This window comes from Streptomyces sp. NPDC048197, assembly GCF_043202395.1.
GTDB classification, from domain to species: Bacteria; Actinomycetota; Actinomycetes; order Streptomycetales; family Streptomycetaceae; genus Streptomyces; species Streptomyces siderophoricus.
On sequence record NZ_JBIDAJ010000025.1, the window covers coordinates 63,784 to 90,652 of the forward strand.

General features: G+C 72.4%; 27 protein-coding genes. 11 read left to right on the forward strand and 16 right to left on the reverse strand.

From position 1 onward, the window contains the following. The first annotated feature begins 358 nt into the window (after positions 1–358). Entirely contained in the window at positions 359–1,831 is a 1,473-nt protein-coding gene (locus ACGF4C_RS27900) for a sensor histidine kinase (protein WP_393569630.1), read from the forward strand. 224 nt (positions 1,832–2,055) lie between these two features. Here the strand turns inward: ACGF4C_RS27900 and ACGF4C_RS27905 are convergent, their stop codons facing one another. Both ACGF4C_RS27905 and ACGF4C_RS27910 read right to left on the reverse strand, forming a co-directional pair. Continuing rightward, a complete protein-coding gene (locus ACGF4C_RS27905; RefSeq protein WP_003983230.1) occupies positions 2,056–2,313 on the reverse strand; it encodes a WhiB family transcriptional regulator in 258 nt (85 codons plus the stop codon). Between the two features lie 319 nt (positions 2,314–2,632). Continuing rightward, positions 2,633–3,625, reverse strand: coding sequence for a diacylglycerol/lipid kinase family protein (locus tag ACGF4C_RS27910; protein WP_393569558.1), 993 nt, complete (start codon positions 3,623–3,625; stop codon positions 2,633–2,635). Between the two features lie 96 nt (positions 3,626–3,721). Between ACGF4C_RS27910 and ACGF4C_RS27915 the strand changes: the two genes are divergently transcribed. Beyond that, on the forward strand, positions 3,722–4,177 hold the full coding sequence (locus ACGF4C_RS27915) for a hypothetical protein (RefSeq protein ID WP_201801621.1): 456 nt from the start codon (positions 3,722–3,724) through the stop codon (positions 4,175–4,177). Between the two features lie 380 nt (positions 4,178–4,557). Here the strand turns inward: ACGF4C_RS27915 and ACGF4C_RS27920 are convergent, their stop codons facing one another. From ACGF4C_RS27920 to ACGF4C_RS27935, 4 genes are all read right to left on the reverse strand, one after another. Next, positions 4,558–5,517, reverse strand: coding sequence for an RNA polymerase sigma factor SigF (locus ACGF4C_RS27920; protein WP_261957436.1), 960 nt, complete (start codon positions 5,515–5,517; stop codon positions 4,558–4,560). Positions 5,518–5,560: 43 nt separating this feature from the next. Then, positions 5,561–5,974 carry an anti-sigma regulatory factor gene (locus ACGF4C_RS27925; RefSeq protein ID WP_030413515.1) on the reverse strand — a complete coding sequence of 138 codons (414 nt, stop codon included), beginning with the start codon at positions 5,972–5,974 and terminating at the stop codon, positions 5,561–5,563. A 290-nt stretch (positions 5,975–6,264) separates the two neighbouring features. Further along, complete coding sequence (locus ACGF4C_RS27930) at positions 6,265–6,753, reverse strand: GNAT family N-acetyltransferase (protein WP_393569561.1); 489 nt, start codon at positions 6,751–6,753, stop codon at positions 6,265–6,267. A gap of 64 nt (positions 6,754–6,817) precedes the next feature. After that, positions 6,818–7,078, reverse strand: coding sequence for a UBP-type zinc finger domain-containing protein (locus ACGF4C_RS27935; protein ID WP_030413517.1), 261 nt, complete (start codon positions 7,076–7,078; stop codon positions 6,818–6,820). A gap of 59 nt (positions 7,079–7,137) precedes the next feature. Between ACGF4C_RS27935 and ACGF4C_RS27940 the strand changes: the two genes are divergently transcribed. Next, complete coding sequence (locus ACGF4C_RS27940; RefSeq protein ID WP_393569563.1) at positions 7,138–8,739, forward strand: Na+/H+ antiporter; 1,602 nt, start codon at positions 7,138–7,140, stop codon at positions 8,737–8,739. 63 nt (positions 8,740–8,802) lie between these two features. Here the strand turns inward: ACGF4C_RS27940 and ACGF4C_RS27945 are convergent, their stop codons facing one another. The 3 genes from ACGF4C_RS27945 to ACGF4C_RS27955 all read right to left on the reverse strand — a co-directional run bounded on the left by ACGF4C_RS27945 (position 8,803) and on the right by ACGF4C_RS27955 (position 10,885). After that, complete coding sequence (locus ACGF4C_RS27945; protein WP_393569633.1) at positions 8,803–9,735, reverse strand: 1-aminocyclopropane-1-carboxylate deaminase/D-cysteine desulfhydrase; 933 nt, start codon at positions 9,733–9,735, stop codon at positions 8,803–8,805. Positions 9,736–9,844: 109 nt separating this feature from the next. Further along, positions 9,845–10,435 carry an N-acetylmuramoyl-L-alanine amidase gene (locus ACGF4C_RS27950; protein WP_393569565.1) on the reverse strand — a complete coding sequence of 197 codons (591 nt, stop codon included), beginning with the start codon at positions 10,433–10,435 and terminating at the stop codon, positions 9,845–9,847. Positions 10,436–10,651: 216 nt separating this feature from the next. Continuing rightward, on the reverse strand, positions 10,652–10,885 hold the full coding sequence (locus ACGF4C_RS27955; RefSeq protein ID WP_393569567.1) for a hypothetical protein: 234 nt from the start codon (positions 10,883–10,885) through the stop codon (positions 10,652–10,654). A 220-nt stretch (positions 10,886–11,105) separates the two neighbouring features. Between ACGF4C_RS27955 and ACGF4C_RS27960 the strand changes: the two genes are divergently transcribed. The 3 genes from ACGF4C_RS27960 to ACGF4C_RS27970 all read left to right on the forward strand — a co-directional run bounded on the left by ACGF4C_RS27960 (position 11,106) and on the right by ACGF4C_RS27970 (position 13,181). Continuing rightward, positions 11,106–11,798, forward strand: coding sequence for a helix-turn-helix domain-containing protein (locus ACGF4C_RS27960; protein ID WP_393569569.1), 693 nt, complete (start codon positions 11,106–11,108; stop codon positions 11,796–11,798). A 9-nt stretch (positions 11,799–11,807) separates the two neighbouring features. After that, positions 11,808–12,797: a glutaminase gene (locus tag ACGF4C_RS27965; protein WP_393569571.1), complete on the forward strand. Its 990-nt coding sequence runs from the start codon at positions 11,808–11,810 to the stop codon at positions 12,795–12,797. Positions 12,798–12,953: 156 nt separating this feature from the next. After that, the gene (locus tag ACGF4C_RS27970) at positions 12,954–13,181 is read left to right on the forward strand and encodes a hypothetical protein (protein WP_030415993.1); all 228 of its coding nucleotides are present in this window, start codon (positions 12,954–12,956) and stop codon (positions 13,179–13,181) included. Positions 13,182–13,215: 34 nt separating this feature from the next. Here the strand turns inward: ACGF4C_RS27970 and ACGF4C_RS27975 are convergent, their stop codons facing one another. The 4 genes from ACGF4C_RS27975 to ACGF4C_RS27990 form a co-directional block, all read right to left on the reverse strand. Continuing rightward, positions 13,216–13,665, reverse strand: coding sequence for a VOC family protein (locus ACGF4C_RS27975; protein WP_393569573.1), 450 nt, complete (start codon positions 13,663–13,665; stop codon positions 13,216–13,218). Between the two features lie 121 nt (positions 13,666–13,786). Further along, positions 13,787–14,725, reverse strand: coding sequence for a beta-ketoacyl-ACP synthase III (locus ACGF4C_RS27980; RefSeq protein WP_393569575.1), 939 nt, complete (start codon positions 14,723–14,725; stop codon positions 13,787–13,789). A gap of 270 nt (positions 14,726–14,995) precedes the next feature. Next, positions 14,996–17,293, reverse strand: a complete 2,298-nt coding sequence (locus ACGF4C_RS27985; RefSeq protein WP_393569577.1) for a heavy metal translocating P-type ATPase — start codon at positions 17,291–17,293, stop codon at positions 14,996–14,998. Positions 17,294–17,417: 124 nt separating this feature from the next. After that, a complete protein-coding gene (locus ACGF4C_RS27990) occupies positions 17,418–18,449 on the reverse strand; it encodes a helix-turn-helix transcriptional regulator (RefSeq protein ID WP_393569579.1) in 1,032 nt (343 codons plus the stop codon). A gap of 123 nt (positions 18,450–18,572) precedes the next feature. Between ACGF4C_RS27990 and ACGF4C_RS27995 the strand changes: the two genes are divergently transcribed. From ACGF4C_RS27995 to ACGF4C_RS28005, 3 genes are all read left to right on the forward strand, one after another. After that, positions 18,573–20,099 carry an MFS transporter gene (locus tag ACGF4C_RS27995; protein WP_393569581.1) on the forward strand — a complete coding sequence of 509 codons (1,527 nt, stop codon included), beginning with the start codon at positions 18,573–18,575 and terminating at the stop codon, positions 20,097–20,099. 93 nt (positions 20,100–20,192) lie between these two features. Then, positions 20,193–21,278, forward strand: a complete 1,086-nt coding sequence (locus ACGF4C_RS28000; protein ID WP_393569635.1) for a magnesium and cobalt transport protein CorA — start codon at positions 20,193–20,195, stop codon at positions 21,276–21,278. Between the two features lie 313 nt (positions 21,279–21,591). Further along, positions 21,592–21,948: a DoxX family protein gene (locus ACGF4C_RS28005; RefSeq protein ID WP_393569583.1), complete on the forward strand. Its 357-nt coding sequence runs from the start codon at positions 21,592–21,594 to the stop codon at positions 21,946–21,948. Between the two features lie 246 nt (positions 21,949–22,194). On the opposite strand, the gene ACGF4C_RS28010 is transcribed toward ACGF4C_RS28005, so the two are convergent. Together ACGF4C_RS28010 and ACGF4C_RS28015 are read right to left on the reverse strand one after the other, a co-directional pair. Continuing rightward, positions 22,195–23,454 (reverse strand): CynX/NimT family MFS transporter, encoded by a 1,260-nt coding sequence (locus ACGF4C_RS28010; RefSeq protein WP_393569585.1) that lies wholly within the window; start codon positions 23,452–23,454, stop codon positions 22,195–22,197. After that, positions 23,451–24,179, reverse strand: a complete 729-nt coding sequence (locus ACGF4C_RS28015) for a FadR/GntR family transcriptional regulator (protein WP_393569587.1) — start codon at positions 24,177–24,179, stop codon at positions 23,451–23,453. Before ACGF4C_RS28015 ends, ACGF4C_RS28010 begins: the two co-directional genes overlap by 4 nt. A 153-nt stretch (positions 24,180–24,332) precedes the next feature. Here ACGF4C_RS28015 and crcB point away from each other — a divergent pair, with 153 nt between their 5' ends. Continuing rightward, a complete protein-coding gene (gene crcB / locus ACGF4C_RS28020) occupies positions 24,333–24,770 on the forward strand; it encodes a fluoride efflux transporter CrcB (protein WP_393569589.1) in 438 nt (145 codons plus the stop codon). 237 nt (positions 24,771–25,007) lie between these two features. Here the strand turns inward: crcB and snpA are convergent, their stop codons facing one another. Continuing rightward, entirely contained in the window at positions 25,008–25,676 is a 669-nt protein-coding gene (snpA, locus tag ACGF4C_RS28025; RefSeq protein WP_393569592.1) for a snapalysin, read from the reverse strand. A gap of 217 nt (positions 25,677–25,893) precedes the next feature. On the opposite strand from snpA, the gene ACGF4C_RS28030 reads away from it, so the two are divergent. Next, positions 25,894–26,853: a LysR family transcriptional regulator gene (locus tag ACGF4C_RS28030; RefSeq protein ID WP_393569594.1), complete on the forward strand. Its 960-nt coding sequence runs from the start codon at positions 25,894–25,896 to the stop codon at positions 26,851–26,853. Positions 26,854–26,869 lie beyond the last annotated feature (16 nt).

Sequence of the window (26,869 nt, forward strand, 5' to 3'; positions counted from 1 at the left end):
AAAGGTGGATCACCGAGCCGGGCCGTCACCGGCCCCGGAAACACCCGCGGGCCGCGGCGCCGGGACAGGACCCTCAACCTGTCATCGGCACCGCAGCCCGGAGCTGACATCGGCCGGCCCCGCCGTACGGACGGTGGGCTCCCCCGTGTGCGGTGGGGTCGCCGTCCCGTCCTGGGGCCGGTCGATCGGAGGCCTCGGCGCAGTCAGGGCAGAGAGCGCTTCCGGCCTCGTTCCGTCCTCCTGTGCGGGGAGGGCGGAGGTCTTTGCTGAATTCTGGACTAGACCATTCTCACTTGTCCATGCCCTTGCGGGGACAACACTCATACCGTACGCCGGTAGGCTCCAAGACGTGCCCTCCATGAACGATCTCGTACGCCAGCACACCGCTCTGAGCGACTCCGACCTCGAGTGGCTCCACATGCTGGTCTCGGAGTGGCAGCTGCTCTCCGACCTGTCCTTCGCCGATCTCGTCCTCTGGGTCCCGACGCTCGACGGCACCCGTTACGTCTCGGTCGCCCAGATGCGTCCCAACACCGGCCCCACCTCCTACCAGGACGACATGGTCGGCCACCTCGTTCCCCGGGGACGCCGGCCGATGCTGGATTCCGCCTTGGACGAGGGCCGCATCGTACGCGAGGGCGACCCGGAGTGGCGAGAGGAAGTTCCGGTCCGGGTCGAGTCCATCCCGGTACGGCGCGAGGGCCGGGTGCTCGGCGTGATCGCGCGGAACACCAACCTGCTGACCGTCCGCACCCCCAGCCGGCTGGAGCTCACCTACCTCCAGAGCGCGTCCGACCTCGCCCAGATGATCGCTGCCGGAACGTTTCCGTTCCCCGGCCAGCAGGTCGACATGGACGCCTCGCCGCGCGCCGGCGACGGGCTCATCCGGCTCGACGCGGACGGCGTCGTCCAGTACGCCAGCCCCAACGCGCTCTCCGCCTACCACCGGCTCGGCCTCGCCGCGGACCTCGTCGGCCACCACCTCGGCCAGGCCACCGCCGAACTGGCCCCGGCCCGCGGCCCGGTGGACGAGGCCCTGGTCAAGCTGGCCAGCGGCTGGGCGCCCCGGGAATTCGAGGTCGAGGGCAATGACGGCGTGATTCAATTGCGCGCCATTCCGCTCAAACCGAAGGGCACCCATATTGGTTCCCTGGTGCTGCTGCGGGACGTCACCGAACTGCGCCGGCGCGAACGCGAACTGATCACCAAGGACGCGACCATCCGGGAAATCCACCACAGGGTGAAGAACAATTTGCAGACAGTGGCCGCGCTGCTACGGCTGCAGTCCCGCCGGATGGATTCCGAGCAGGGCCGCGAGGCGCTCAACGAGGCCGTGCGCAGGGTCGGTTCGATCGCGATCGTGCACGAGACGCTGTCGCAGAACCTCGACGAACGGGTCCAGTTCGACGAGATCGCCGACCGGGTGCTGGCCATGGTCGCGGAGATCTCCCCGGGCAAGGTGACCACCCGCCGCACCGGGCGGTTCGGCATCCTCGACGCCGAGGTGGCCACCCCGCTGTCGATGGTCCTCACCGAAATCCTGCAGAACGCCCTGGAGCACGCCTTCGACCAGGCCGAGCAGGGCATCGTCGAGGTGGGCGCGGTGCGCGGCGGCAGCCGGACCGACCCCCGGCTGATCGTCACCGTCCAGGACAACGGCCGCGGCCTGCCCGAGGACTTCGACCCGCAGCGCGCCGGAAACCTGGGGCTGCAGATCGTACGGACCCTGGTGGAAGGGGAGTTGGGCGGCACCTTCGACATGGTGCGGGCACCCGAGCGCGGCACCCGGGTCCTCCTCGACATCCCGGTACGGCCGGAGAAGCAGCACTAGGCGGAACCGGGGGAGGTCCGGGGGAAGCCGGCGGGGAAGGCCCGCCGGCCGGGGTGCGGGCGGCCGGCCCGGGCCCGTCGTCGGGCCCGGCACAGCAACAAGCCCCGGACCGATCGGTCCGGGGCTCAAAGCTATTGCGATGCGATAACGACCGGGCTTCTTAAGCGCCGTGCGTGCATCGGGGGTACTGCGCGCTGCGGCTCGGGGGCCACGGGGCGGCTGGCTCAGGCGCTGGCGTTGCGCGCCCGGTTGCGAGCTGCACGGCGCTTCATCGCGCGGCGCTCGTCCTCGCTCAGACCACCCCAGACGCCGGAGTCCTGGCCGGACTCAAGCGCCCACTGCAGGCACTGCTCCATGACGGGGCAGCGGCGGCAGACGGCCTTGGCTTCCTCGATCTGCAGCAGCGCAGGACCGGTGTTGCCGATAGGGAAGAAGAGCTCGGGGTCTTCCTCGCGGCAAACGGCGCGGTGACGCCAGTCCATGGCTGCTCCATCTCCTCGTGTGACGGGATCGTTGCTTGTGAATGTGAACGCTTTCACGAATCCCCCAACAAGGGAAGGGCCGAACTCCAGTTGCGAACTGGTGCGGTCCTGGGAATGAGGAGGAGGATTCGGGCTCTCAAGGGGGCCGGTAAAGCGGCCGTCCCGATCGCCATGAAGAGACTCGCAAACCTCGGCTGCGGATACAACCCCTTCCGGAAACTTTTTTTTGATTCCTTGGTGTCGCCTCGGTCACAGCCGTCATTCCAGGGGGTGGAAACCAGTCTAAACGTTCGAGTGAAAGGACTTTGGGCCCTACTGCTCACACAATCACACGCAGTGCACGGCGAACGCCTGTGAACGTCACACTCGTACGCAGCCCCAGGTGGTCGCCGTCCATCTGGAAGGGCAGCGGTACCTGCGAATGCAAGGTGAAGTTCGTGAGGTCGTGAAGTGAGAGCGCATGCTTGCCATGGGGGCCGCGCTCCGGGGTTGACGTGAGCAGCTGCGTGGCATAACGGGCCACCGCCGAGGGGGACAGCTTGCTCAGTGCGAACAGATCCAGGGCCGTGTCGAACGAGGCGTCCGGGGACGGATAGATCGGACGGTTGCCCAGGTAGGACCACGGAGCGGTGTTGCAGATTATGGCCAGCGCGAGGTTCTCGACGATCTCCGCCGCACCCTCCGCGCCGTCCTCGCCGCCCGGGCGTTCGAGGGTGATGACCCCCCGCCGGCGGTTCGCCTCCCCCAGGAACTGCCGTACGACCTGTCGCATGTACAGGGCATGCGTCGAACGCTTGCCGCGTTCCCGCTGCTGTTCGACCCGGCCGACGACCCCGGCGTCGAAACCGAAGCCCGCGCAGAAGGTGAACCAGCGCTCCGGAACGCCCTCGTCCTCCGTACCCGGGGTGCCCGCGGCGAGCCCCAGGCCGATGGTGCGCTCACTGCCGTCGCGCAGCGCGTCCAGGAGGGCGCCGGTGGCCTCCACCACATCGTTGGGCAGCCCGAGGGCCCGGGCGAAGACGTTGGTGGAACCGCCCGGGACCACGGCCAGCCGGGGGTGCGACTCGGGATCGGGGCCGTTCGCCAGCAGACCGTTGACGACCTCGTTGACCGTGCCGTCCCCGCCCAGCGCCACGACCAGCTCGGTCTCGCCGCCCTCGGTGGCCTGCCGGGCGAGATCCCGGGCGTGCCCGCGGTACCGGGTCTCGGCGACCTCCAGTTTGAGGTCGCTGGCGAGGGCGTGCGTGAGGACCTCGCGGGTGCGCGCACTGGTGGTGGTAGCAGCGGGATTGACCACGAGGAGAGCGCGCATGTGCAGCAGCGTACCTACCTGCCGGTACCGGGCTCACGCCCCGTCCGCGTCCAGGGCGTTCCGGGGCGCGCGGGCCGCCGGCGCTACCCTGCTGGGGTGAGCAGTCAGCAGAAGCAGTCCGTGAAGCGCGCCGCCGGCGCCCCCGCCGCGCCCGCACCGGCCGGTCCGCGGCCCGCCCGGCTGAGCGCCGCCGCGGCCCTCACCGGGATCGAGGGCCTCGCCCTGGCCGCCCTCGGTACGTACATGCTGATCATGGGCCTCACGGGCTCGCCGGACAGCCCGCAGCAGGCGGAGATGGGCGGGGTGACCGTGCTCGCGCTGGCCGTACTGCCGCTGGTCGCCGCCCGCGGCCTGTGGCTGCGCCGCCGCTGGAGCCGGGGTCCCTCACTGATCACCCAGATCGTCGCCCTGCCGGTGGCCTGGACGCTGGTGCACGGCGGGGGCGCGCTGGTCGCGGGCGGCATCGCGCTGGCCCTGGCCGCGCTGGTCGTCCTCGTCCTGCTGGTCAACCCTACGGCTACGGAGGCGTTGGGGATCGCTCCACGGGAGTAGGGGCTTCCCACGTACCTAGCTGTCCCGCCGTCGGGGTTGGTCGCCGTTGTGCTTTGCGGCGCCCCGCACGTACCCGTCTCTCGCGCCGCGGGGCGTCTCGCCGTTGCGCCTGCGGCGGGCTGGGTGGGTGTCGGGTGCGGTGACGGGCCGGATGGGCCGGTGTTTGGGACTGCTTCGCTTTACGTCCCAAACACCGGCCCCTCCGGCCCGTCCCCTCCCGTTGGGGGAGAGGGAAGAGGTGGGCGGGGGTGGGCGTTGGGGGTATCAGGGGGCCTGCGGACCCTTAGGGGACGGGCGAACGGATCCCCTAAGGGTCGTGAGCGCCCCCTGCGGGGCCACAACGTTGGCGGGTGGGTGGGTATTCCCGCGGCTACTGTGGGTCACTCCTCCACGAGGAGCTTGTCGCGGAGTTGGGCCAGGGTGCGGGCCAGGAGGCGGGAGACGTGCATCTGGGAGATGCCGACTTCCTGCGCGATCTGGGACTGGGTCATGTTGCCGAAGAAGCGGAGGAGGAGGATCTTCTTCTCACGCGGCGGGAGGTCTTCCAGCAGCGGCTTGAGGGACTCGCGGTACTCGACGCCCTCCAGCGCCTCGTCCTCCGCGCCGAGGGTGTCGGCGACGGCCGGCGACTCGTCGTCGGTGTCCGGGACGTCCAGGGACAGCGTGCTGTAGGCGTTGGCCGACTCCAGGCCCTCCAGGACCTCTTCCTCGGAGATCGACAGGTGCTCGGCCAGCTCGTGCACCGTGGGCGCCCGGCCGTGCCGCTGGGAGAGCTCGGCGGTCGCCGTCGTCAGGGACAGCCGCAGCTCCTGGAGGCGACGCGGGACGCGGACCGCCCAGCCCTTGTCGCGGAAGTGCCGCTTGATCTCGCCGACGACCGTGGGCGTGGCGTACGTGGAGAACTCCACGCCGCGCTCCGGGTCGAAGCGGTCCACCGACTTGATCAGGCCGATGGTGGCGACCTGGGTCAGGTCGTCGAGGGGCTCGCCGCGGTTGCGGAACCGGCGGGCCAGGTGCTCCACGAGCGGGAGGTGCATGCGGACGAGGGTGTTGCGCAGCTCGGCGCGCTCCGGTGAGCCGTCGGGCAGCTTGCGCAGCTCGTAGAACATCGCCCGGGCGCCGTTGCGGTCCTGCGGCTCCTGGGAATGCTGTGGTTCCTGCAGCGTGTCGTCGGGCGCCGGGGCATCATGCCGATGCGCCTGCTGCCCTTGCTGCTCGCTCTGGTCCATGTGGTCCGCCCGCTCTGCCTGCTCCGCCGCGTCCAACCGGCCGCCGTGGTCGTCTACGCCCACCGGGTGCGGCCGGGCCTGCTGACCGGGGATGGTCGCACTGGACGCCATCCGCCCGCCGCGTTCGAGATCTTTCACGGGGCCCCCTGTTCGGTCATGACGGTCCGGGACCGGCGCCGCGCTCCTTGTACAGACTGATGGTGACCGTACGGTCCTCGGCGACGGTGGAATCCACCTTGCCGGCCAGTGCGGAGAGCACCGTCCAGGCGAAGGTGTCGCGCTCCGGGGCACGGCCGTCGGTCGTCGGGGCGGACACGGTCACCTGCAGTGCGTCGTCGATCAGGCGGAAGACGCAGCTCAGCACACTGCCGGAGACGGCCTGTTGCAGCAGGATCGCGCAGGCCTCGTCGACCGCGATGCGCAGATCCTCGATCTCGTCGAGGGTGAAGTCCAAGCGGGCTGCGAGCCCGGCCGTGGCCGTACGCAGCACGGACAGGTAGGCACCCGCAGCGGGCAGACGGACTTCCACGAAGTCCTGAGTCCCGGGCTCGCCTGCGATCTGGGACACCCTCACCTCCAAGGTGGCACAAGCTGGTTGAGCTGGAATGCGCGATATTCGCGTGGTTGGGGATATTTCGCGCCGGTCCTTTCTCCCCTCGGGTGAAAGGAGAACGATCCGGCGCGGCACATGGTTCGGCTGCGACGCTATCGCGATCTGCGGGCCGATGTCGCCCGGAAGAGGCACGACTGTCTCCGGGCGGCGAACGGCCCGCATCACCGGACCTTCCCGCTGTCACTGATTGTAAATCCACGGGTACGGACAGTGGCTAGGGGTGTGCACCGCCAAATCGCGGGTGATTACCCTCCGTTGACGCCTGAGGCGCCCGCGAGGTTGTGCAGTGCCTCTCCAGTGAGCCGGAAGACCGTCCATTCGTCCATGGGCCGGGCACCGATCGACCGGTAAAAACCGATGGACGGTTCATTCCAATCCAGGACTGACCACTCGAAACGCTCATACCCGCGGGCCACGCAGATCTCCGCGAGGGCGGCCAGCAGCGCCTTCCCGTGGCCGCCGCCGCGCGCCTCGGGGCGGACGTAGAGGTCCTCCAGATAGACACCGTGCGTGCCCGTCCACGTCGAGAAGTTCCGGAACCACAGGGCAAAGCCCACCGGAGCGTCGTCGGCCTCGGCGATCAGCGCGAAGGCCGCCGGCTGCGGTCCGAACAGCGCCTCCTTCAGCTGGGGCTCGGTCGCCCGGGCGGCCTCGGGGGCACGTTCGTAGGCGGCCAGCTCGCCGATCATGGCGAGGAGGACGGGGACGTCGTCGGGGGTCGCTTCGCGGATCATTCTTGAAGGCTAAACGGACACCGGGGTAGACCTCACACCGGTTTTTCCGCACCCGGCTTCCGCCTCAGACCAGTTTCTGGTCGACGAAACACCAGCGCCAGGAGTCGCCCGGCTCGAAGGTCCGCATCACCGCGTGCCCGGTTTCCCGGAAATGGCCCGTCGCATGCCGGTACGGCGAGGAATCGCAGCAGCCGACGTGCCCGCAGACCAGGCACAGCCGCAGCTGTACGGGATGGCTGCCGACCGCCTCGCACTCCCGGCAGGTGGCGCTCAACGGCGCCGGTTCGGCGCGCGGAAGTCCGGCAACGTGCGTGCACTCGCTCATGATGGCCAGGTTAGATCGCCGGGACGGACGGCGACGGGGTGAGGGGACGGAACGGGCAGATGGCTGTGATGGCGCTGTTCTTGCTGGTCGCGGGCAGTGCGGCGGTCGCCGGGCTGGCCCGCAGGACACCGGTGCCGGCACCCCTGCTGCTCGTGGCCGCCGGGCTCGCCGCGTCGTACATCCCCGGCCTGCCGGACTACACCCTCGACCCGCACATCGTGCTGCCGCTGGTGCTGCCCCCGCTGCTGCACACCGCGGCGCTGGACAGCTCCTATCTGGACCTGCGGGCCAATCTGCGGCCGGTGGCACTGCTGTCGGTGGGCTACGTGCTGTTCGCGACGCTGGTGGTCGGGTACGCGGCCTACCTCCTCGTCCCGGACCTGCCGCTGACCTCGGCGCTGGTCCTGGGGGCGGTCGTCGCCCCGCCGGACGCCGTCGCGGCCACCGCCATCGCCCGCCGGCTCGGCCTGCCGCACCGGATCACCACGATCCTGCAGGGCGAATCCCTGGTCAACGACGCCACCGCGATCACCGCCTACAAGGTGGCGGTGGCCGCGGCCGTCGGCGCCGGTGCCACCTGGAGCGACGGGATCAAGGAGTTCGCCTTGGCGTCCCTGGGCGGCATCGGCATCGGGGTCGTCCTGATGGTGCCGCTGCACTGGCTGCGCGTCCGGCTGCGGGAGTCCGCGCTGCTGGAGAACACCCTCTCGCTGCTCATCCCGTTCGTCGCCTACGCGGCGGCCGAGCAGGTCGGGGCCTCCGGGGTGCTCGCCGTCGTCGTGGTGGGCCTCTATCTGGGGCACCGGTCCTGGCAGGTCGACTTCGAGACCCGGCTCCAGGAGGACGCCGTGTGGAAGGTGATCTCCTTCCTGCTGGAGTCCGCGGTCTTCGCGCTGATCGGGCTCCAGCTGCCGGTTGTGGTGCGCGGCCTGGGGGCGTACGGGGCGGGCCCGGCGCTGGCGTACGCGGCGGTGGTGTTCGTCGTCGTGGTCGGGGCCCGCTTCGTCTGGGTCTTCCCCGCGACCTTCCTGCCGCGGCTGCTCTCCGCCCGGATCCGCGCCCGCGAGCCCGGAGTGAACTGGACCGCGCCGGTGATCGTCGGCTGGGCCGGGATGCGCGGGGTGGTGTCGCTGGCCATCGCGTTCTCGGTGCCGGCCACCGTGCAGGGCGGCGGGCCCTTCCCGGGCCGCGACCTGGTGCTCTTCCTGACCTTCACCACCGTCATCGGCACCCTTGTCGTCCAGGGCCTGACCCTGCCCGCACTGATCCGCGCCCTGCGGCTGCCCGGCCGGGACGCGCAGGCCGAGACGCTGGCCGAGGCCGAGGCCCAGAACGAGGCGTCCCGGGCCGCCGAGGAACGCCTGTCGGAACTGCTCAGGGACGAGCGCAACGCACTGCCCGGCCCGCTCTCGGACCGGCTGCGCACCGTCATGGAACGCCGCCGCAACTCCGTGTGGGAGCGGCTCGGCGCGGTCAACGAGGTGACCGGGGAGTCCGCCGACGAGACCTACCGGAGGCTGGCCCGGGAAATGATCGACACCGAGCGGCGGGTCTTCGTCCGGCTGCGGGACGCCCGGCGGATCGACGACGAGATGCTGCGCACGCTGCTGCGCCGGCTCGACCTGGAGGAGGCGACGGCGTACCGGGAGGGCGCCTCCTGACGCCGGCCTCCGGAAGCCGGCGTCCTGAAGCAGGCGTCCTGACGCCGGCCGGTCACGCGAGCCTCACGGCGCGCCGGTGATCACCGCGGCGACCGTGCTGCCGGCCGGGAACGCGCCCTCCTCGGCCAGCGTGCTCAGCCCGTACAGCAGCTTCGCGACGTAGACCCGCTCCAGCGGCAGCCCGTGCCGCCGCTCGAAGGCGTCCGCGAACGCGTCCAGTTCGGGCGTGCGGCGGGCGTAACCGCCGCAGTGGAAGCGGTCCTCCAGCCGCCAGTCGCCGCGCGGCCCGCCGAACGCCGCCCGCTGCAGCTCCTCGACCGCCCCCGTCAGGAAGTGCGGACGGCCGCCCTTCAGTACGGCGAAGCCGAGCGCCTGCCGGCCCGGGCCCAGCCCCGCCGCGAGACCGGCCAGCGTGCCGCCCGTGCCGCAGGCCACCCCGACCGTGTCCGCCACCCCGCGCAGCTCCCGGCCCAGCTCCGTACAGCCTTGTGCGGCAAGGGCGTTGCTGCCGCCCTCCGGGAGGACGTGGAACGCGCCGAACCGGTCGTGCAGGGCCGCCAGCACCTCCGGCTCGGACTTGCGCCGGTAGCGGTCCCGGTCGAGGAAGTACAGCCGCATCCCGTCGGCCGCGCAGCGGGCCAGCGACGGATTGAGCGGCGCACCGGCCAGCTCGTCACCGCGGACCACACCGATGGTGCCGAACCCGAGCAGCCGGCCGGCCGCCGCGGTCGCCCGCAGATGGTTGGAGTACGCCCCGCCGAACGTCAGCAACGTCCGCGCCCCCGCCGCGGCGGCAGCCCGCAGATTCGGCTCCAGCTTGCGCCACTTGTTCCCCGGCAGATCCGGATGGATCAGATCGTCCCGCTTCAGCAACAGCCGCACCCCACACCGCGCGAAGACCTCGTCCTCGACCCCCTGGAGGGGGGAGGGGAGGCGGGGGTGGAGGGCCCGGAGGCCGGGCAGCGGGTCGGGAGCGGGGCCGGTCACAGGGCCCATTGTCGCCCGGGCGTGCGACACCGGCCCGGCCCCCTGCTCGTACCGGGCCGGGTCGGTCCGCTCGTACCGGGCGGGCACCCGGCCCGTACCGGCGCGACCCGGCGGCCGGTCACTTCAGCCGGGCCGCGATGCGGTTGCGTAGGGAGTGCATGGTGAAGCCGCGGGGGTCGATCTTGCCCGGTTGCCATTCCAGGTGGCCGATGACCGAGCGTTCGGTCCAGTGGTGGGCCCGGCAGACGGCTGCCGCGGCCTTTTCCAGGGCCGTCATCTGGGCCTCGGGCCAGGGGTCGTGGCCGTCGCCGAGGTTCTCGCACTCGAAGCCGTAGAAGGCGCGGTTGCCGTCGGTGTCGGCCTCGTTGTCCGGGGGCAGCCGCTTCTCGGCGATCACCGCGCGCAGGACGTCGCCGTCGCCCAGGCCCGCGTGGTTGGCGCGGCCGTAGCCCACCAGGTGCACCGTGCCGTCCTTGGTGATCACGCCGTGGCACAGCGGCCCCGGCAGGTCCGGCCGGCCGTCGTGGCAGACCTTGACGGTGTCCTTGGAGCCGGAGGTGCCGGTGTGGTGCACCATCACGCCGTGCACCGGGCCCCACGGTCCCTTGCTGTTGCGGTTGTGCGTCTGCCAGCCGTCGATTTCGACGACCTTGAGGTCCTCGGCCTTGAGCGCCGCGAGGAAGCGGGCGGCGGACAGCGGTTCGGACATGGCCACTCCGATACGGGACACGGCGGCCGCCGTCCGCGCACCGCCTGCTGTCTCGCTTGTACGGGATGGCGGCGCGCCGGTGGAGGGGAACGCAATAAAACGGATCGGTCGTTCGGTGGGTGTACGAGCGGTTTCGGCCGGGGGGGTCCCTGCCTCGGGCAGGCCGCATTGTCCGTTGTCCGTTGTCCGTTGTGCGTCGGCCCTCGGCCGTTGGCCTCAGCCGTGCAGGAAGGCGTCCCCGTGGGCGCTGATGTGTGCTTCGAGGGCGTTGAGCGCCTTCTGGGTCGCCTCGGGCGTACCGCTGCCCCGCTTCTCGGCGTAGTACGCGGCGCCCAGTTTCTTCAGCAGGTCGCCGCCGAGGCGGTGCTGCTGCACCTCTTCGACCTTCTGCTTGCCCTGGTTGAGCGCGCTCTGCGCCTGCTCCTTGGCGCGGTCCAGAAATCCTGACATCTGCCACCTCCGTGCGGTCCGTGTCGTAAGGGATCAACGGCTCGGACGGCCGTGGGGTTCCCGTGCCAGGCTGGGGGACGTGGGCGAACGGCGCGAGACGGATGAGCCAGCCGGTGTATGTGGGGTACTCGGGGCAGCCGGGGTATCGGGAGCACTCGGCGCACTCGATGTGCCCGATGTAGCCGATGCGCCCCGGGGGTACCGGGAGCGGGCGTCGCGGGTGGACGGTGCGGTGCTGTGGACCAACACCACCGGGCCGGCGGCGCGCCCCGTACTCCCCGACGGCTGCACCGACCTGATCTGGAGTGAGGGCCGGCTGCTGGTGGCGGGACCGGACACCGGGCCGTACCACCCCGGTGGCGTGCCGCCCGGCACCGGCTACACCGGGCTGCGGTTCGCGCCGGGCCAGGGCCCCGCCGTCTTCGGCGTACCGGCGCACGAACTGCGCGACCGGCGCGTCCCGTTGGCGGACCTGTGGCCCGCGGCGCACGTACGGGAGCTGACCGAGCGGGCGGCGGAGCGGGCGGCGGTGGGGGTGTCGGCGGGGGTGGGCCGGGTGCTGGAGGAGGCCGCCGGGGCGCGGCTCCGGCAGGCCGCCGCGGGGGCCGCGGGTGACGCCCGGACCGCCGCCGTCGCCGCTGCGCTGGCCCGCGGCCGGCCGGTGGCCGAGGTCGCCCGGGCGGTCGCGCTGAGCGAACGCCAGCTGCACCGCCTGAGCCTGGACGCGTTCGGCTACGGCCCCAAGACGCTCGCCCGGGTGCTCCGCTTCGTGCGGGCCCTGGACCTGGCGCGCGCCGGGATGCCGTACGCCGAGGTCGCGGTGCGCGCGGGATACGCGGACCAGGCCCACCTCGCCCGCGAGGTGAAGTCGCTGGCGGGGGCCCCGATGGGGGCGCTGCTCGGCTCGGGTTAGCGTGTGCGCATGGACTACCAGGCCGTTCTTGAAGAGGTAGCGGCCTACGCCAGGCCGTACGTGGGACAGGGACAGGTCGCCGACTACATACCGGCGCTGGAACGGGTGTCCGCGGACCGGTTCGGGATCGCGGTCGCCGACATCCACGGCGAGGTGTACGGGGTCGGCGACTGGGAGGTTCCGTTCTCCGTGCAGTCCATCTCCAAGGCCTTCTCGCTGGCGCTGGTGATGGCCCAGAGCCCCGGCAGCCAGGGCGGTGACGGCAACCACGGTGGCAACGGCGCGCACGGCGGTAGCGGTGCTTCCGGTGGTCCCGGCGGGGACGACATCTGGAAGCGGGTCGGCCGCGAGCCCTCCGGCACGCCGTTCAATTCGCTGGTCCAGCTGGAGGCGGAGAACGGCATTCCGCGCAATCCGTTCATCAACGCGGGCGCGCTGGTCGTCACCGACCGGCTGCAGACCCTCACCGGTGACGCCAGCACCTCGATGCTGCACTTCCTGCGCGAGGAGAGCGGCAACCCCGAGCTGGCCTTCGACCAGGCGGTGGCCGACTCCGAGGCCGCGCACGGCGACCGCAATGCCGCGCTGGCCCACTTCATGGCGTCCTTCGGCAACCTGGAGAACCCGGTCCCCAGCGTCATCCAGCACTACTTCTGGCAGTGCTCCATCGAGATGAGCTGCCGCGACCTGGCCGTGGCCGGCGGCTTCCTGGCCCGCCACGGGCTGCGCGCCGACGGCAGCCGGCTGCTGGAGGCCCGGGAGGCCAAGCGGATCAACGCGGTGATGCTGACCTGCGGCACGTACGACGCGGCCGGGGAGTTCGCCTACCGGGTCGGGCTGCCCGCCAAGAGCGGTGTCGGCGGCGGCATCTTCGCCGTGATCCCCGGCCGCTGCACGCTGTGCGTCTGGAGCCCGGGCCTGGACGCCCGCGGCAACTCCGTCGCGGGCGCCGCGGCGCTGGACCACTTCACGACGCTGACCGGCTGGTCGGTGTTCTGAGCACCGGATTTCTCAGCGTCGGAGTTCCGGACACCGGGGTGATGGGCACCGGCGGACGGTCGGCGCCTGCCCGGTTCCGGGCAGCGGCCGGCCGTTCCGGCTGCCGTTGTGGCGCCCGACCCGCTGGCGCATCGTAAGGGTAGGAGGTGGACCGCCATGGAGCACGAGATCCGCGCCGAGTACGAGGAAGGTCTGCTGCCGCACGAGGACACCCCGGTCAAGCTCTGGCACATGACGCGCATCGGCAGCACCACCGCGATGTGCGGACGGGACCTGGCCCCGGCCGCCGCCACCCAGACGGCCGAAGCCTGGGGCACGCCGAAGGCCGAGCCGTTCTGCTTCCTGTGCGGCGCGCAGTACCTGCGGGAGCAGCCCGGGCACTAGGGGTGCTTCCCAGGGGGCTGGTCAGCGGACACGTTCAGGCGCCCTCCGGCCCGTCGCCCGGCTGCTGCGGCAGCGGTGCGAACAGGTCCACCCCGTGGCCGTCCGGGTCCTGGACGACGGCGTAGCGCTGGCCCCAGAACGCGTCCCACGGCGGCTTCTCGCCCCGGTAGCCGGCGGCGGTGAGGTCGGCGTAGAGCGCGTCGACGCCGGCCGGGCCGTCGCACTCGAAGGCCAGCCCCGTCGGGGTGCCGGCCGGCGGTGGCGTCCAGTCCGGATCGATGGCGCGGGCGGTCGCTACGACGTCCCACATCAGCCGCAGGCCGCCGGGCAGCTCGGCCTCGGCGTGCGGGGCGGTGTCCGAGTCCGCCGGGACCACCAGGCCCAGCCGGCGGTAGAAGGCGAGGGCGGCGGCCATGTCGGCGACCACCATGCCGAAGGCGGCACAGCGCGGAGAGCCGGGGGAACGGGGAGGAGTTGTCGTCATGCGGCGAGCGTAGGGAGGCCGCCGGGCCGGGGTCTTGAACGAATCGGACGCCGGCCGGCAACCCGTACGGGCGAGGCCGGGGGACCGCTGAGGGACCGCCCGGCTTTCCTCCCGTCCCTCCTCAGGGGCAGCGGATGACCTGTCCCGCGTACGAGAGGTTGCCGCCGAAGGCGAACAGCAGCACCGGGGCGCCGGAGGGGATCTCACGGCGTTCGACCAGTTTGGACAGGGCCAGCGGGACGGACGCGGCGGAGGTGTTGCCGGAGTCGACGACGTCCTTGGCGACCACCACGTTGACCGCGCCGAGCCGCTCCGCGACCGGCTCGATGATCCGCAGGTTCGCCTGGTGGAGCACCACCCCGGCGAGGTCGGCGGGGGCGATCCCGGAGCGTTCGCAGACCTGGCGGGCGATGGCCGGCAGCTGGGTCGTCGCCCACCGGTAGACGGTCTGGCCCTCCTGGGAGAACCGGCCGGGTTCGCCCTCGATGCGGACCGCACCGCCCATCTCGGGCACCGAGCCCCACAGCACCGGCCCGATCTCCGGCTCGTCCGCCGCGGTGACCACGGCGGCGCCCGCCCCGTCGCCGGCCAGCACGCAGGTCGTCCGGTCCGTCCAGTCGATCACGTCGGTGAACTTCTCCGCGCCGATGACCAGGGCCGTGGTCGCGGAGCCGGCCCGGATGGCCTGGTCGGCCAGGGCAAGCGCGTGCGTGAAGCCGGAGCAGACCACGTTGACGTCCATCGTGGCGGGCGAGCCCAGGCCGAGCCGGGCGGCGACCCGGGCCGCGGCGTTCGGGCTGCGGTCGACGGCGGTGCAGGTGGCGACCAGCACCAGGTCGACGTCCCCGGGGGCGACTCCGCCGGCGGCCAGGGCCTTCGCCGCCGCGGCGGCCGCCATCGAGTCCACGGTCTCGTCCGGGGCCGCGACATGCCGGGTGCGGATGCCGACCCGGCTGCGGATCCAGGCGTCGTCGGTCTCGACCATCGTGGCGAGTTCGTCGTTGGTGAGCACGCGGGAGGGCTGGTAATGGCCGAGAGCCAGGACGCGTGACCCGGTCATGAGGTCTCCCTGTACGTGGAGCGTTGATACGCGGAGCGGGGGTGCGCCGACGGTCGGTACGCGGGCGGTCGGTGGGAACCGTCGGCGGGTGGACTGTCGGTACGCGGATGTTTGTTTCCGCACCAGTCTCACCCGCCGGCGCCGGCCGGCGGGTGAGCGATCCGCCAATGTTCCGGCGCCAGAACTGGAGACTGGCGCCAGAACCGGGACGTCGGGGCAGGTCCGGGCGGTCGCGGGCGTCCCGGGGACACCCGCGGCGGGGTCCGCCGGTCAGCCGTGGGCGGCTGCGCCGTCCAGGGCCCGGAAGCGGCGCAGCCGGAGGCTGTTGCCGACCACGAAGACCGAGGAGAAGGCCATCGCGGCACCGGCGATCATCGGGTTGAGCAGCCCGGCCGCGGCCAGCGGCAGCGCGGCGACGTTGTAGCCGAAGGCCCAGAACAGGTTGGAGCGGATGGTGCCCAGGGTGGCCCGGGCCAGCCGGATCGCGTCGGCGGCGGTGCGCAGATCGCCGCGGACGAGGGTGAGGTCGCCGGCCTCGATGGCGGCGTCCGTGCCGGTGCCCATGGCCAGGCCCAGGTCGGCGCGGGCCAGGGCGGCCGCGTCGTTGACGCCGTCGCCGACCATCGCGACCGAACGGCCCTCGGCCTGCAGCCGGGCGACCACCGCCACCTTGTCCTCGGGCAGCACCTCCGCGATCACCTCGTCGATGCCGACCTCGGCGGCAACCGATTCGGCGACCGCCCGGTGGTCGCCGGTCAGCAGCACCGGCGCGAGGCCCAGCGCCCGCAGCCGGCGGACCGCCTCCGCGCTGGTGGGCCGGACAGCGTCGGCAACCACCAGCACCGCCCGCGCCGCGCCGTCCCAGCCGACGGTGACCGCGGTCCGGCCCTGCGCCTCGGCGGCGGCCTTGGCGGCGGCCAGTCCGTCCGGCAGGCCGTGGGACCACTCGTCCAGCAGCTGGGCGCGGCCCACCAGGACGGTGTGCCCGTCGACGACCCCGCGGACGCCGAGGCCGGGGACGTTCGTGAATTCCTCCGGGGTGGGCAGGGCGCCGACGCGGGCCGCGGCGCCGGTGGCGACGGCCCGGGCGATCGGGTGCTCGGAGGCGTGCTCCAGCGCACCGGCCAGCCGCAGCGCCTCGGTCTCCGGCACGCCCTCGGCGAGGTGCACCTCGGTCAGTGTCATCACGCCCGTGGTGACCGTGCCGGTCTTGTCGAGCACGATGGTGTCCACCGTGCGGGTCGACTCCAGCACCTCGGGCCCCTTCAGCAGGATGCCCAGCTGCGCACCGCGCCCCGTGCCGACCATCAGCGCGGTCGGGGTGGCCAGGCCCAGGGCGCACGGGCAGGCGATGATCAGGACGGCGACCGCCGCGGTGAAGGCGGCCACCGCGCCCGCGCCGGTGGCGAGCCAGTAGCCGAGCGTGCCGGCGGCCAGCGCGATCACGACCGGGACGAACACGGCGGAGATCCGGTCGGCCAGCCGCTGCGCCGCGGCCTTCCCGTTCTGCGCGTCCGCCACCAGCCGCGCCATCCGGGCCAGCTGGGTGTCCGCGCCGACCCGGACGGCCTCGACGACCAGCCGGCCGCCCGCGTTGACCGTCGCGCCGGTGACGGTGTCACCGGGGGAGACCTCGACCGGGACGGACTCGCCGGTGAGCATCGAGGCGTCCACGGCGGAGGCGCCCTCCACCACCTTCCCGTCGGTGGCGATCTTCTCGCCGGGCCGTACGACGAACCGGTCGCCCACCCTCAGCTCCGCCACCGGGACGCGCACCTCCCCGCCGTCCCGCAGGACCGCGACGTCCTTGGCGCCCAGCTCCATCAGGGCCCGCAGCGCCGCCCCGGCCTTCCGCTTGGCACGCGCCTCGAAATAGCGCCCGGCCAGGATGAACGTGGTGACGCCGGCCGCGGCCTCCAGATAGATGGCGCTGCTGCCGCCGGTGCGGGTGATGGTCAGCTCGAAGGGGTGGGTCATCCCCGGCATCCCGGCGTCACCGAAGAACAGCGCCCACACCGACCAGCCGAACGCCGCCAGGGTGCCCATCGAGATCAGCGTGTCCATCGTGGCGGCGCCGTGCCGCAGGTTCGTCCAGGCCGCCCGGTGGAACGGCCAGGCACCGTACGCCACCACCGGGGCGGCCAGGGTGAGCGAGAGCCACTGCCAGTTGGTGAACTGCAGCGGCGGCACCATCGCCATCAGGACCACCGGGACGGACAGCGCGAGCGAGACCAGCAGGCGGTGGCGCAGCAGGGCGAGGGCGGCGTCGGGCTGCTCGTCCGCACCCGCCGGACCGCCGTCCGGCCCCTCGTCCGGCGGCTCGGCGGCCGCCGGGGGCTCGGGGACCGCGGCGGTGTAGCCGGTCCGCTCCACGGTGGCGATCAGGTCCGCGGCGGTGACCCCGCTGCCCTCCGCGACCGCGACCTGCGCCTTCTCGGTGGCGTAGTTGACGGTGGCGGTGACGCCCGCCATGCGGTTGAGCTTCTTCTCGATGCGGGCGGCGCAGGACGCGCAGGTCATCCCGCCGATCTCCAGCTCGACGCCGTGCTCTCCGATCGCGGTGGTCATAGCTGCTCCTCGGTGTGCTGCGACTGCGTACCCCGCCTGCGCGTACCCGCCTGCGTGTTCCCGCCTGCGTGTTCCCGTAAGGAACGTTATACCCCCCGAGGGTATTCCGGCCGAGGGTATCCCCTCATGCCGGGCCCCGCTCCGGCGGGTTCCCGCCCGCGGCGCTGCCGTCCCCCGGGTCCGCGCCCGGCCCGCTCCCGTCCACCGCCCGGCTCACCCGCTCGCCCATCGCCCGCAGATACGCGGACAGCTCGACCGGTTCGTGCACCGCGAACGCGCACCCCAGCAGCGCCAGCCGCATCGCCAGCCACTCCAGCGAATCGGGCGCACTGTGCCAGCGGCACGAACCCTCGTCCAGCGGCACGACCTCACCCGCCGCCGGCCCGCCCAGCCGCGCGGTCACCTCCGCGGCCGGTGCGTACACCGTGGCCACCGCCCGGTGCGCCGGGGCCATCCCCTGCATCCGCTCCCGCACGTACGCCCCCGCGTCGGCGGCCGGCAGCTCGCGCGGCGCGGTCCGTACGCCGGTGGGGAACGGCTCGCTCAGCCGGTCCACCCGGAAGATCCGCCAGTCCTCCCGGTCGTTGTCGTACGCCACCAGGTACCAGCGCCGGCCCGCCGCCACCAGCCGGTGCGGCTCCACCAGGCGCTTGCTCCGCTCCCCGGCGCCCGCCCGGTAGGCGAAGCGCAGCCGCTCGTGGTTGGCGATCGCCGCGGCGAGCACCGTCAGATGCTCCGGATCGACCCTCGGGCCGTCCCCGGCCGGCATCGGGACGGTGGCCGTGCCCAGCGTGCCCACCCGGCGCCGCAGCCGGGACGGCAGCACCTGTTCCAGCTTGGCCAGCGCCCGTACGGACGCCTCCTCGATGCCCGCGATGGTGTGGCCGGCCGCCGACCGCAGGCCCACCGCGATGGCCACCGCCTCCTCGTCGTCCAGCAGCAGCGGCGGCATCGCGGTCCCCGCCGCCAGCCGGTACCCGCCCACCGCACCCATCGTGGCGTGCACCGGATACCCCAGGTCCCGCAGCCGCTCGACGTCCCGCCGGATCGTACGGGAGGTCACCCCCAGCCGCTCCGCCAGCTCCGGCCCGGGCCATTCGCGCGGGGTCTGCAGCAGGGACAGCAGATTCAGCAGACGTGCCGATGTCTCACTCATGCACCGATGATGCCGCAGGTAGTAGGACGAGCTCTGTCCTACATGGGCCCTAGTGTTCGTCGAAGACGTCCCCGCACCATCGCTCGCGGACGCCGCACCACCGACCACGGACCCGGAGTACCCATGACCACGCCCGCCCCCGCCGTGCCCGACCGCAGACGCTGGACGGCGCTCGCCGTCGTCCTCACGGCCGCCTTCATGGACCTGGTCGACGCGACCATCGTCAACATCGCGCTGCCGAGCATCCAGCAGGACACCGGCGCCACCTTCAGCTCCCTGCAGTGGGTGACCGCCGGCTACGCCCTCGCCTTCGCGCTCGGCCTGATCACCGGCGGCCGGCTCGGCGACATCCACGGCCGCAAGCGGCTGTTCCTGCTCGGCATGGCCGGCTTCACGCTCGCCTCCGCCCTGTGCGGATTCGCCGCCGGCCCGGGCATGCTGATCGGGGCGCGGGTGCTCCAGGGCGCGATGGCCGCGCTGATGGTGCCGCAGGTGCTCGCGATCATCCACGTCACCTTCCCGGCACACGAACGCGGCAAGGTCTTCGGGATGTTCGGCGCGGTGATCGGCCTGGGCGCGGTCTGCGGGCCGCTGATCGGTGCGCTGCTCACGCAAGGCGACCTCTTCGGCCTGGAATGGCGCCCGATCTTCCTGATCAACCTCCCGGTCGGGGTGGCCGGCATCCTGCTCGGCCGCCGCTTCATCACCGAGTCCCGCTCCGCGGGCGCGCTGCGCCTCGACCTCGTCGGCACCGCACTGGCCACCGTCGGCCTGCTGATGCTGCTCTACCCGCTCACCCAGGGCCGGGAGTCCGGCTGGCCGCTGTGGGGCTTCGTCTCGATGGGCGCGAGCCCGCTCGTCCTGGCCGGCTTCGTCCGCTACGAGCGCGCCAAGGCCCGCAAGGACGGCTCACCGCTCGTCGAACTCTCCCTCTTCCGGGTCCGGTCCTTCGCGGCGGGCGCCGCCGTCCAGCTCACCTTCGGCGCGGTCAGCGGCCTGTTCTTCCTGATCTGGACGCTGTTCATGCAGCTGGGCCTGGGCTGGGGGCCGCTGCACGCCGGGCTGACCGGGGTGCCGTTCTCGCTCGCCTGCTCGGTGGCGGCCGGCATGTCGGTGCAGAAGCTGGTGCCGCGCTTCGGCCGGGCGGTCCTGCAGGCGGGCGCGCTGATCATGCTGTCCGGCGCCCTGCTCTACATCTGGGAGGCCGACCACTACGGCACCGCCCTCACGTCCTGGCAGATGGCGCCGGCGATGCTGCTGATGGGCGCCGGGATGGGGCTGATCGTCGCGCCGGTCACCGATGTGGCGATCTCCGAGGTGCCGGCCGCGCACTCCGGCTCGGCGTCCGGCATCTTCAACACCACCGGCCAGCTGGGCATGGCGCTCGGCCTGGGGCTCTCGTCCGTGGCCTTCTTCGGGGCCGTCGGCGGGCCGGCGGAATCCGGCGGCGGGGCGGCCGCGCCCGGCGCCGCCCACCCCGCGTTCATCGCCGCCACCACCCACGCCCTGTGGTGGGTCGCGGCCGGCCTGGTCCTCGTCGTGGCCCTGCTCTTCCTGCTCCCGCGCCGGGCCCGCACCCCGCAGGCGGAGCCGCAGGACGCACCGGCGAGCGCGGCGGAGGAGCGCCCCCGGCCGGTCCCCGTCCCCTGACGCGCGGCCCGGGGGCGGCGTCCGCGGGGAGCCAAAACACCCGCTTTGGCATACCGGTCCCCGGCGCCCGCAGGCCATACTGGCCGGGTGTCGATGATCAGCAACCTCCGCAAGGCCGTCCGGCTTCCGCAGCCGCGTACGCGCGGGGTGGACCTCAGCCACCCCGCGCGCTCGCCGCTGGGCACCGCCGTGGTCAACTGCGCGGTGTACGTCGACGGCGTGCGGCAGGACGGCAACCAGCCGGCCGATGTGGCGATACGCCGGGTACGGGAGTCCGGCAGAGGGTTCGTCTGGATCGGGCTGCATGAGCCGTCCGAGAAGGAATTCGCCGGAATCGTCGACCTGTTCGGGCTGCATCCGCTCGCCGTCGAGGACGCCGTGTACGCCCACCAGCGCCCCAAGCTGGAGCACTACGACGACTCGCTGTTCACCGTGCTGAAGACGGTCCGCTACGTCGAGCACGACCGGCTCACCGACAGCAGCGAGGTGGTGGAGACCGGCGAGATCATGGTCTTCACCGGCATCGACTTCGTGATCACCGTCCGGCACGGCGGGCACGGCTCGCTGGGGCCGCTGCGCGAGCAACTGGAGCGGGTGCCCGAGCAGTTGGCGCTCGGCCCGTCCGTCGTCCTGCACGCCGTCGCCGACCTCGTCGTGGACGACTACCTCGACGTCGCGGCCGCCGTCCAGGACGACATCGACGACGTCGAGAGCGAGGTCTTCTCGGAACGCGGCAGCGGCGGCGCCGGCCGGATCTACCAGCTCAAGCGCGAGCTGCTGGAACTCAAGCGCGCGGTGGCCCCGTTGGACCGGCCGATGCGGGAGCTGGCGACCCGGCCGATGCGGCAGGTCGATCCGCAGATCAAGACGTACTTCCGCGACGTCGCCGACCACCTCGCCCGGGTCACCGAACAGATCACGGCCTTCGACGAACTGCTCAACTCCATACTCCAGGCCCATCTCGCGCAGGTCACGGTCGCGCAGAACGAGGACATGCGCAAGATCAGCGCCTGGGTCGCCATCCTCGCCGTACCGACCATGGTCTGCGGCATCTACGGCATGAACTTCGACCACATGCCGGAAAAGCACTGGACGTTCGGCTATCCGCTGGTGATGACGCTGGCCGTGGTCATCTGCTGGGTGATCCACCGCGGGTTCAAGCGGAACGGGTGGCTCTGAACGGGCGGCTTCAGGCTGGGGCTTCGGGCGGGTGGCTCGAGGCGGCGCAAGTGGCCTTGGGCGGGCGTCCGCGGGGAGGCGTCCCCGCCTCATGAGGCGATTCCCGTCGTCGATCTCCACGTACAGTCCGGTGATGAGGGCGTCCAAGTTCTCGTTCGTCACACAACGATCTTGGACGCCCTCTCTGCATCCCCGGAGGGTGCAGCTTTCCCCGAGGGGCTGGTCTGACAGGGCGTGTCACATCTTGAGGCACTGTCTTCGTCAAGGACACGAACACCCAACCGTCGTTCTCACGCAGAAGAAGGGGTTTCTCGTGTTTGCCGCCTACCTCGTGGTCACCCTCCTCACCTCGGCTGTCAACGGTTCGGCCGCCATCGCCAACTTCATCGGCCACGACTACCCCAAGAGTCAGGCGGACAAGCTGCGTGTGCCCCGGTCCTGGATGCGCCCGCTGGGCACACTGCTGGCGTTGGGGGCGCTGGGGCTGCTGGCCGGGTTCGCCGTGCCGGTGCTGGGCACGCTCGCTGCCATCGGTCTCGTGTTGTACTTCCTTGGTGCACTCTGTGCCCACCTGCGGGTTCGGGACCACCAGCTGGGTCCCTGGGCCGTGTTCTTCTGTCTGCCCGTGGCTGCTCTGGCCGTGAATCTGGCCTACCACGGCACCCGGTGAACCGGTGCAGCTTGTCCATCAGGAGGAGCCACACCCATCCCCGGACGCACCGTCAGCATTCGGAACCACTCGTCTAGGGGATGCGAGCGCCCCCGGTGGGGCCACAACGGGGTGGCGGGCGAGGGTATTCCCGGCGGAACGGTGGGGGCGACGGCGGGGCCGACAGCGGGGCAACTGTGCGGCCACGGGCCCCGAGGGGAGGTCGGTGGCGAAGCTGTCAGTGGCCCGCCACCGGTGGCCGAGCTGTCAGCGGCCTGCCACGTGCCGGTGGCGGGCCGCGCCCCAGGCGGCTGTGATCTGGGGGAGGAGCAGGGCCAGGAGGACGGTCAGGGGGACCGTCCAGCTGCCGGAGGCGTCGTGTACGGCGCCCAGGACTGCCGGGCCGGTGGCGGCGAGGACGTAGCCGAAGCACTGCGCCATGCTGGAGAGCTGGGCGGTGTGCCGGGCGTCCGGGGCCCGCTGGACGATGAACAGCAGCGCCAGGCTGATCGCCGCGCCCTGGCCGAGCCCCAGCAGCACCATCCACACGTACGCCCCGGCGACCGGCGCGGTCAGCACCCCGGTGAACGCCGCCGCGCACAGCAGGGCGCCCAGGGTGGCCAGCGTGCCGGCCGACAGCCGGCGGCCGACGACCACCGGCGCGAGGAACGACCCCGCGATGCCCAGCAGCGAGGAGAACGACAGCATCCAGCCGGCGTCGCCCGCGCTCATCCCGGCGTCGGTGAGCATCGTCGGCAGCCAGGCGGCGGCCGCGTAGTAACTCAGCGACTGCAGGCCCATGTACGCGGTGACCTGCCAGGCCAGCGCGGAGCGCCACAGTCCGCGCACCGGACGGGCGGCCTGCCGGGCCGCGGCCGCCGGCACCCGCGTACGGCTGCGCACCTGCGGCAGCCAGCAGAGCAGGGCGACGAGCGCGAGCGCGCCCCAACAGGCCAGGGTGGCCTGCCAGTTCAGGCCGGCGGCGTGCTGGACCGGGACGGTCACACCGGCCGCGAGCGCCGCGCCGCCGAAGAGCGACATCGAGTACAGACCGGTCATCAGCCCGGCGCGCGCCGGGAAGTCCCGCTTGATCAGGCCCGGCAGCAGGACGTTGGCCACCGCGATGCCGGCGCCGATCACGACCGTTCCGGCGAACAGCGCCACCACCGAGTCCAGCAGCCGCAGCGCGGTGCCCAGGCAGATCAGCGCCATCGTGCCGAGCAGCGACCGCTCCATGCCGAACCGGCGTCCCAGCCGCGGTGCGACCGGCGCCAGCAGCCCGAAGCAGAGCAGCGGCAGCGCGGTGAGCAGGCTCGTCGCGGCGGCCGACATCCCGCTGTCGTCCCGGATCGTGCCGGCCAGCGGGGAGACCGCGACCAGCGCGGGCCGCAGGTTCAGCGCCAGCAGGACGACGCCGGCACCGAGGCGGAGGGCGCGGCGGCCGGTGGCCCCGGGGCCCGCGGTCGGCGGCGCGGGGGACGCGGGCGGCGCGGGAGCCGTGCGGGTGGCGGTCCGGTCGGTGGTCACTGCGGGTCTTCCTCCGTGCGGTCCGGGCCCGCGCCGGCGCCGTCGCGCAGGGCCGCCATGCCCTCGCTCAGATGCGCCAGCGCGGCCCGCTCGGCGCCCTCCGCGTCGCCCGCCTCGATGGCGTCGACGATGGCCTCGTGCGCGTCGTACTGATTGCGGACGGAATCGGGGACCGGGGCGCCGACGACCGACTGGAGCGTGGCCCGCAGGGCGTCGCTGAGGTGGTCGTAGAGGTCGGCGAGGACGCTGTTGTGGGCCGCGGCGGCGATGGTGCGGTGAAAGTCCAGGTCCGCGTCGATGAAGGCGGGCAGGTCGCCGCCGCGCCAGGCCCGGTCCCGCTCGGCGAGGGCGGCGCGCAGCGCGGCGAGGTCCTCGTCGGTGCGGCGCAGGGCCGCGTACCGTGCGGCGTCGCGCTCCAGCGAGGCGCGCACCTCGAACGTCTCCAGGTCGCCGGCCCGCCGCAGCCGGCGCTGTACGGCGGCGCCGAAGCCGCTGCTGGCGCGGACGTAGGTCCCGTCGCCCTGGCGCGGCTCCAGCATCCCGGTGTGCACCAGGGCGCGCACCGCCTCGCGGACCGTGTTGCGCCCCACGTCGAGCTGCTCGACGAGCACGGGCTCGGCGGGGATCTTCGTCCCGACCGGCCACTCGCCGCCGGCGATCAGGCCCTCCATCTGCTCGATGACCAGGTCCACCAGGCTCGTCCGGGCGGTGCTGCGCAGCGGCATCGACGACGTCCTTCCCCTCACGACCGGAGCTCGGTCCGGCCCCATTCCACCGGTGATGGGAACATCCCATGTTTGTGGCTGTCAAACGAGGACCGCCTGGAGGAGGTCGAATGAGGAACAGTGGCCCGAGGGGCCCTCGATCCCGGGAGGCACATGAACGCGCGAGTCCGCCGGCCGGCGCCGTGGCGGGGGCAGTGGCCGGTGATCGGTGTGGTGGCCGCGGGCGGGGCCCTCGGCGCCGCGGCCCGGTACGGGGCCTTGCTGCTCCGGCCCGCCGGACCCGCCGCGTTCCCCTGGACGATCCTGGCCGTCAACGCGGTCGGCTGTGCGCTGATGGGCGTCCTGATGGTGCTGATCACCGAGGTCCGGACCGTGCACCCGCTGGTGCGCCCGTTCCTCGGCACGGGCGTCCTCGGCGGGTTCACCACCTTCTCGACCTACGCGGTGGACGTCCAGCGGCTGGTCGCCGCCGGACGGGTGGCGGCCGCGGCGGCGTACCTGGCGGGCACCGTGCTCCTCGCGCTCGCGGCCGTATGGGGCGCGGCGGCCGCCACCCGCGCCCTCCTCGGATCCGGCCGCCGGGCGGTGTGAGCGCGGAGAACGGACCGGGTGGCCGCGGCGCAGGCCCGGGCGCGCGGCACGAAAAAGCGGTGGGGCTCCGGGGGAGCCCCACCGCAAGGGCGGCGCAGGAAATGCGAGGCTGGTGGGGATACGAGAGCCGGCCGCCAGGATCCGGTACTCGTCAGCCCAGGCCGGGGGCGTGGACCGTCCGCCGTCAGCGCGGTCCGGTCCGCCGGCCACCGCCGAACTCGTGGTGCGAACCAGGCGTCAGGACGCCTTGCCGAAGTGGACGCCCGTCAGGCCGTTGGCCCACAGCTGCTCCACCTGGGCGCGCTCGTTCGCGTCCGGCTGGGTGTTCTGGCAGGACGTGCCGGGGCCGCCGCCGGACATCAGCTCGCTGCACGGGCCCTCGTAGTGGTCCGGCAGACCCAGCACATGGCCGGTCTCGTGGGCGGTCACGCGGGTGGAGTTGTACTCCTGGTTCTGCTGGTAGTCCAGGAACACATAGCCCTTGCCGTGGCCGTCGGTGCTGGCGTACGAACCCCGCGGGTCGTTGCCCTCGCGGTACTGGAAGTCGCCGCCGCTGCCCTCGTGCAGCTGCACGTTCTTGACGGCGCTGTTCCAGATCGACGCGCTCTCGGCTATCTGGCTCTTGAAGGTCGGTGCGGCGCTCGCGTCGTAGGTCACGGTGACCGATTCCGCGTGCGGGTGGGCCTTCAGCTTGGCCCGCGCCGACTTCATCACGGCCTCGAAGAACGCCTTGGTGTCCGCCTTCTCGGCCGCCGAGCCGTTGTAGGCGGCGATCGACGCCGGGGTGCTGAAGTGGGAGGAGTGGGTGGGGGAGGGGGAAGCTGCCGAAACCGGCGCCGCGGCTGCGAGCGCGGCGGCGAGGCCCAGACCGAGCGCCGCCGACAGCGCCGTCTTGGGAGATCTCATGTGGGGGCTCCTTCATCTCCGAGGGCCGTACGGTCGCCGTGTGGGGCGGCGACCGGGGCCCCGCGGATTTCTCGTGCCGTTGAGTCTGGACGGACTTCACCCGCAGGGCGGAGATGTTAGGTAGCGATAGCTTGGCGCAATACCCTCGCGAAAAAGGCGAGTTCCGGCGGGTTTGAGAGCCTGGTGTGACGGATGCCCTCGTCGTTATGCTCCCGACGTGGAGCTAGAGGTACGGCATCTTCGCGCACTGTGCGCCATCGCGGACTCCGGCAGCGTACGCAAGGCGGCCCGGCAACTCGGCATGACCCAGCCCTCCTTGACGACACAGCTCCACCGCATCGAGAAGGCCCTCGGTGGCCAGCTCTTCTTCCGCGAACCGACCGGCAGCCGGCCCACCCCGCTGGGCCATGCGGTGCTGTGCCGGGCCCGGCCGATAGTGGCCGAAATGCGGGCGCTTGTCGACGAGGTCGCGTCGGTCTCGCACCGTGCGCAGGGCGCCCGGCTGCACATCGGCAGCACCAACAGCCCCGCCGTCGCCGGCTGGCTGCGCCGGCTACGGGTCCGGCTGCCCGAAACGGACACGACCATACGTACCGATGTGTCCGCCAACGCCCTGCTGCACATGGTCGCCACGGGCCAGCTCGACGCCGCGTTCGTGCACGAGGTCGAGGGCGCCCCGCTGCGCGTCCCCGACGGCCTGGTCGAGCATGAACTCATCGCCCGCGAGCCGCAGTTCATCGCCCTGGCGGACAGCCACCCGGCGGCCGCGCAGGAGGTCGTACGGGTCGCCGACCTCGCCGAGGACCAGTGGATGGTCGACCCGACGGTGGACGGCGAATGGGCCGGTTTGCGCCGTATATGGGCGGCGGCCGGAATCAACCCCCGGGTGGTGCACGGCGATTACCTCACCGCGGTGGACCTGGTCACGGCCGGCGAGGTGGTCACCCCCTGCCAGCCGACCGCCCGCTCCCGGCACGGCATGGCCATCCGCCCTCTGTACGGCGACCCGCTCGCGGTCCGGCTCGTCATGGCCTGCCGCCAGGACGGTACTCCGGCCGGCACCCCGGACGAACTGTTCGCCGACCTGACCGCCTCCTACATGGAGATCGCCTGGGCGAGCGACGCCTACCGCGCCTGGCTCGCCCGCCACGACGGGCCGCTGCCGGTGGCGACGTAGGGGCCCTGCCCGGGCG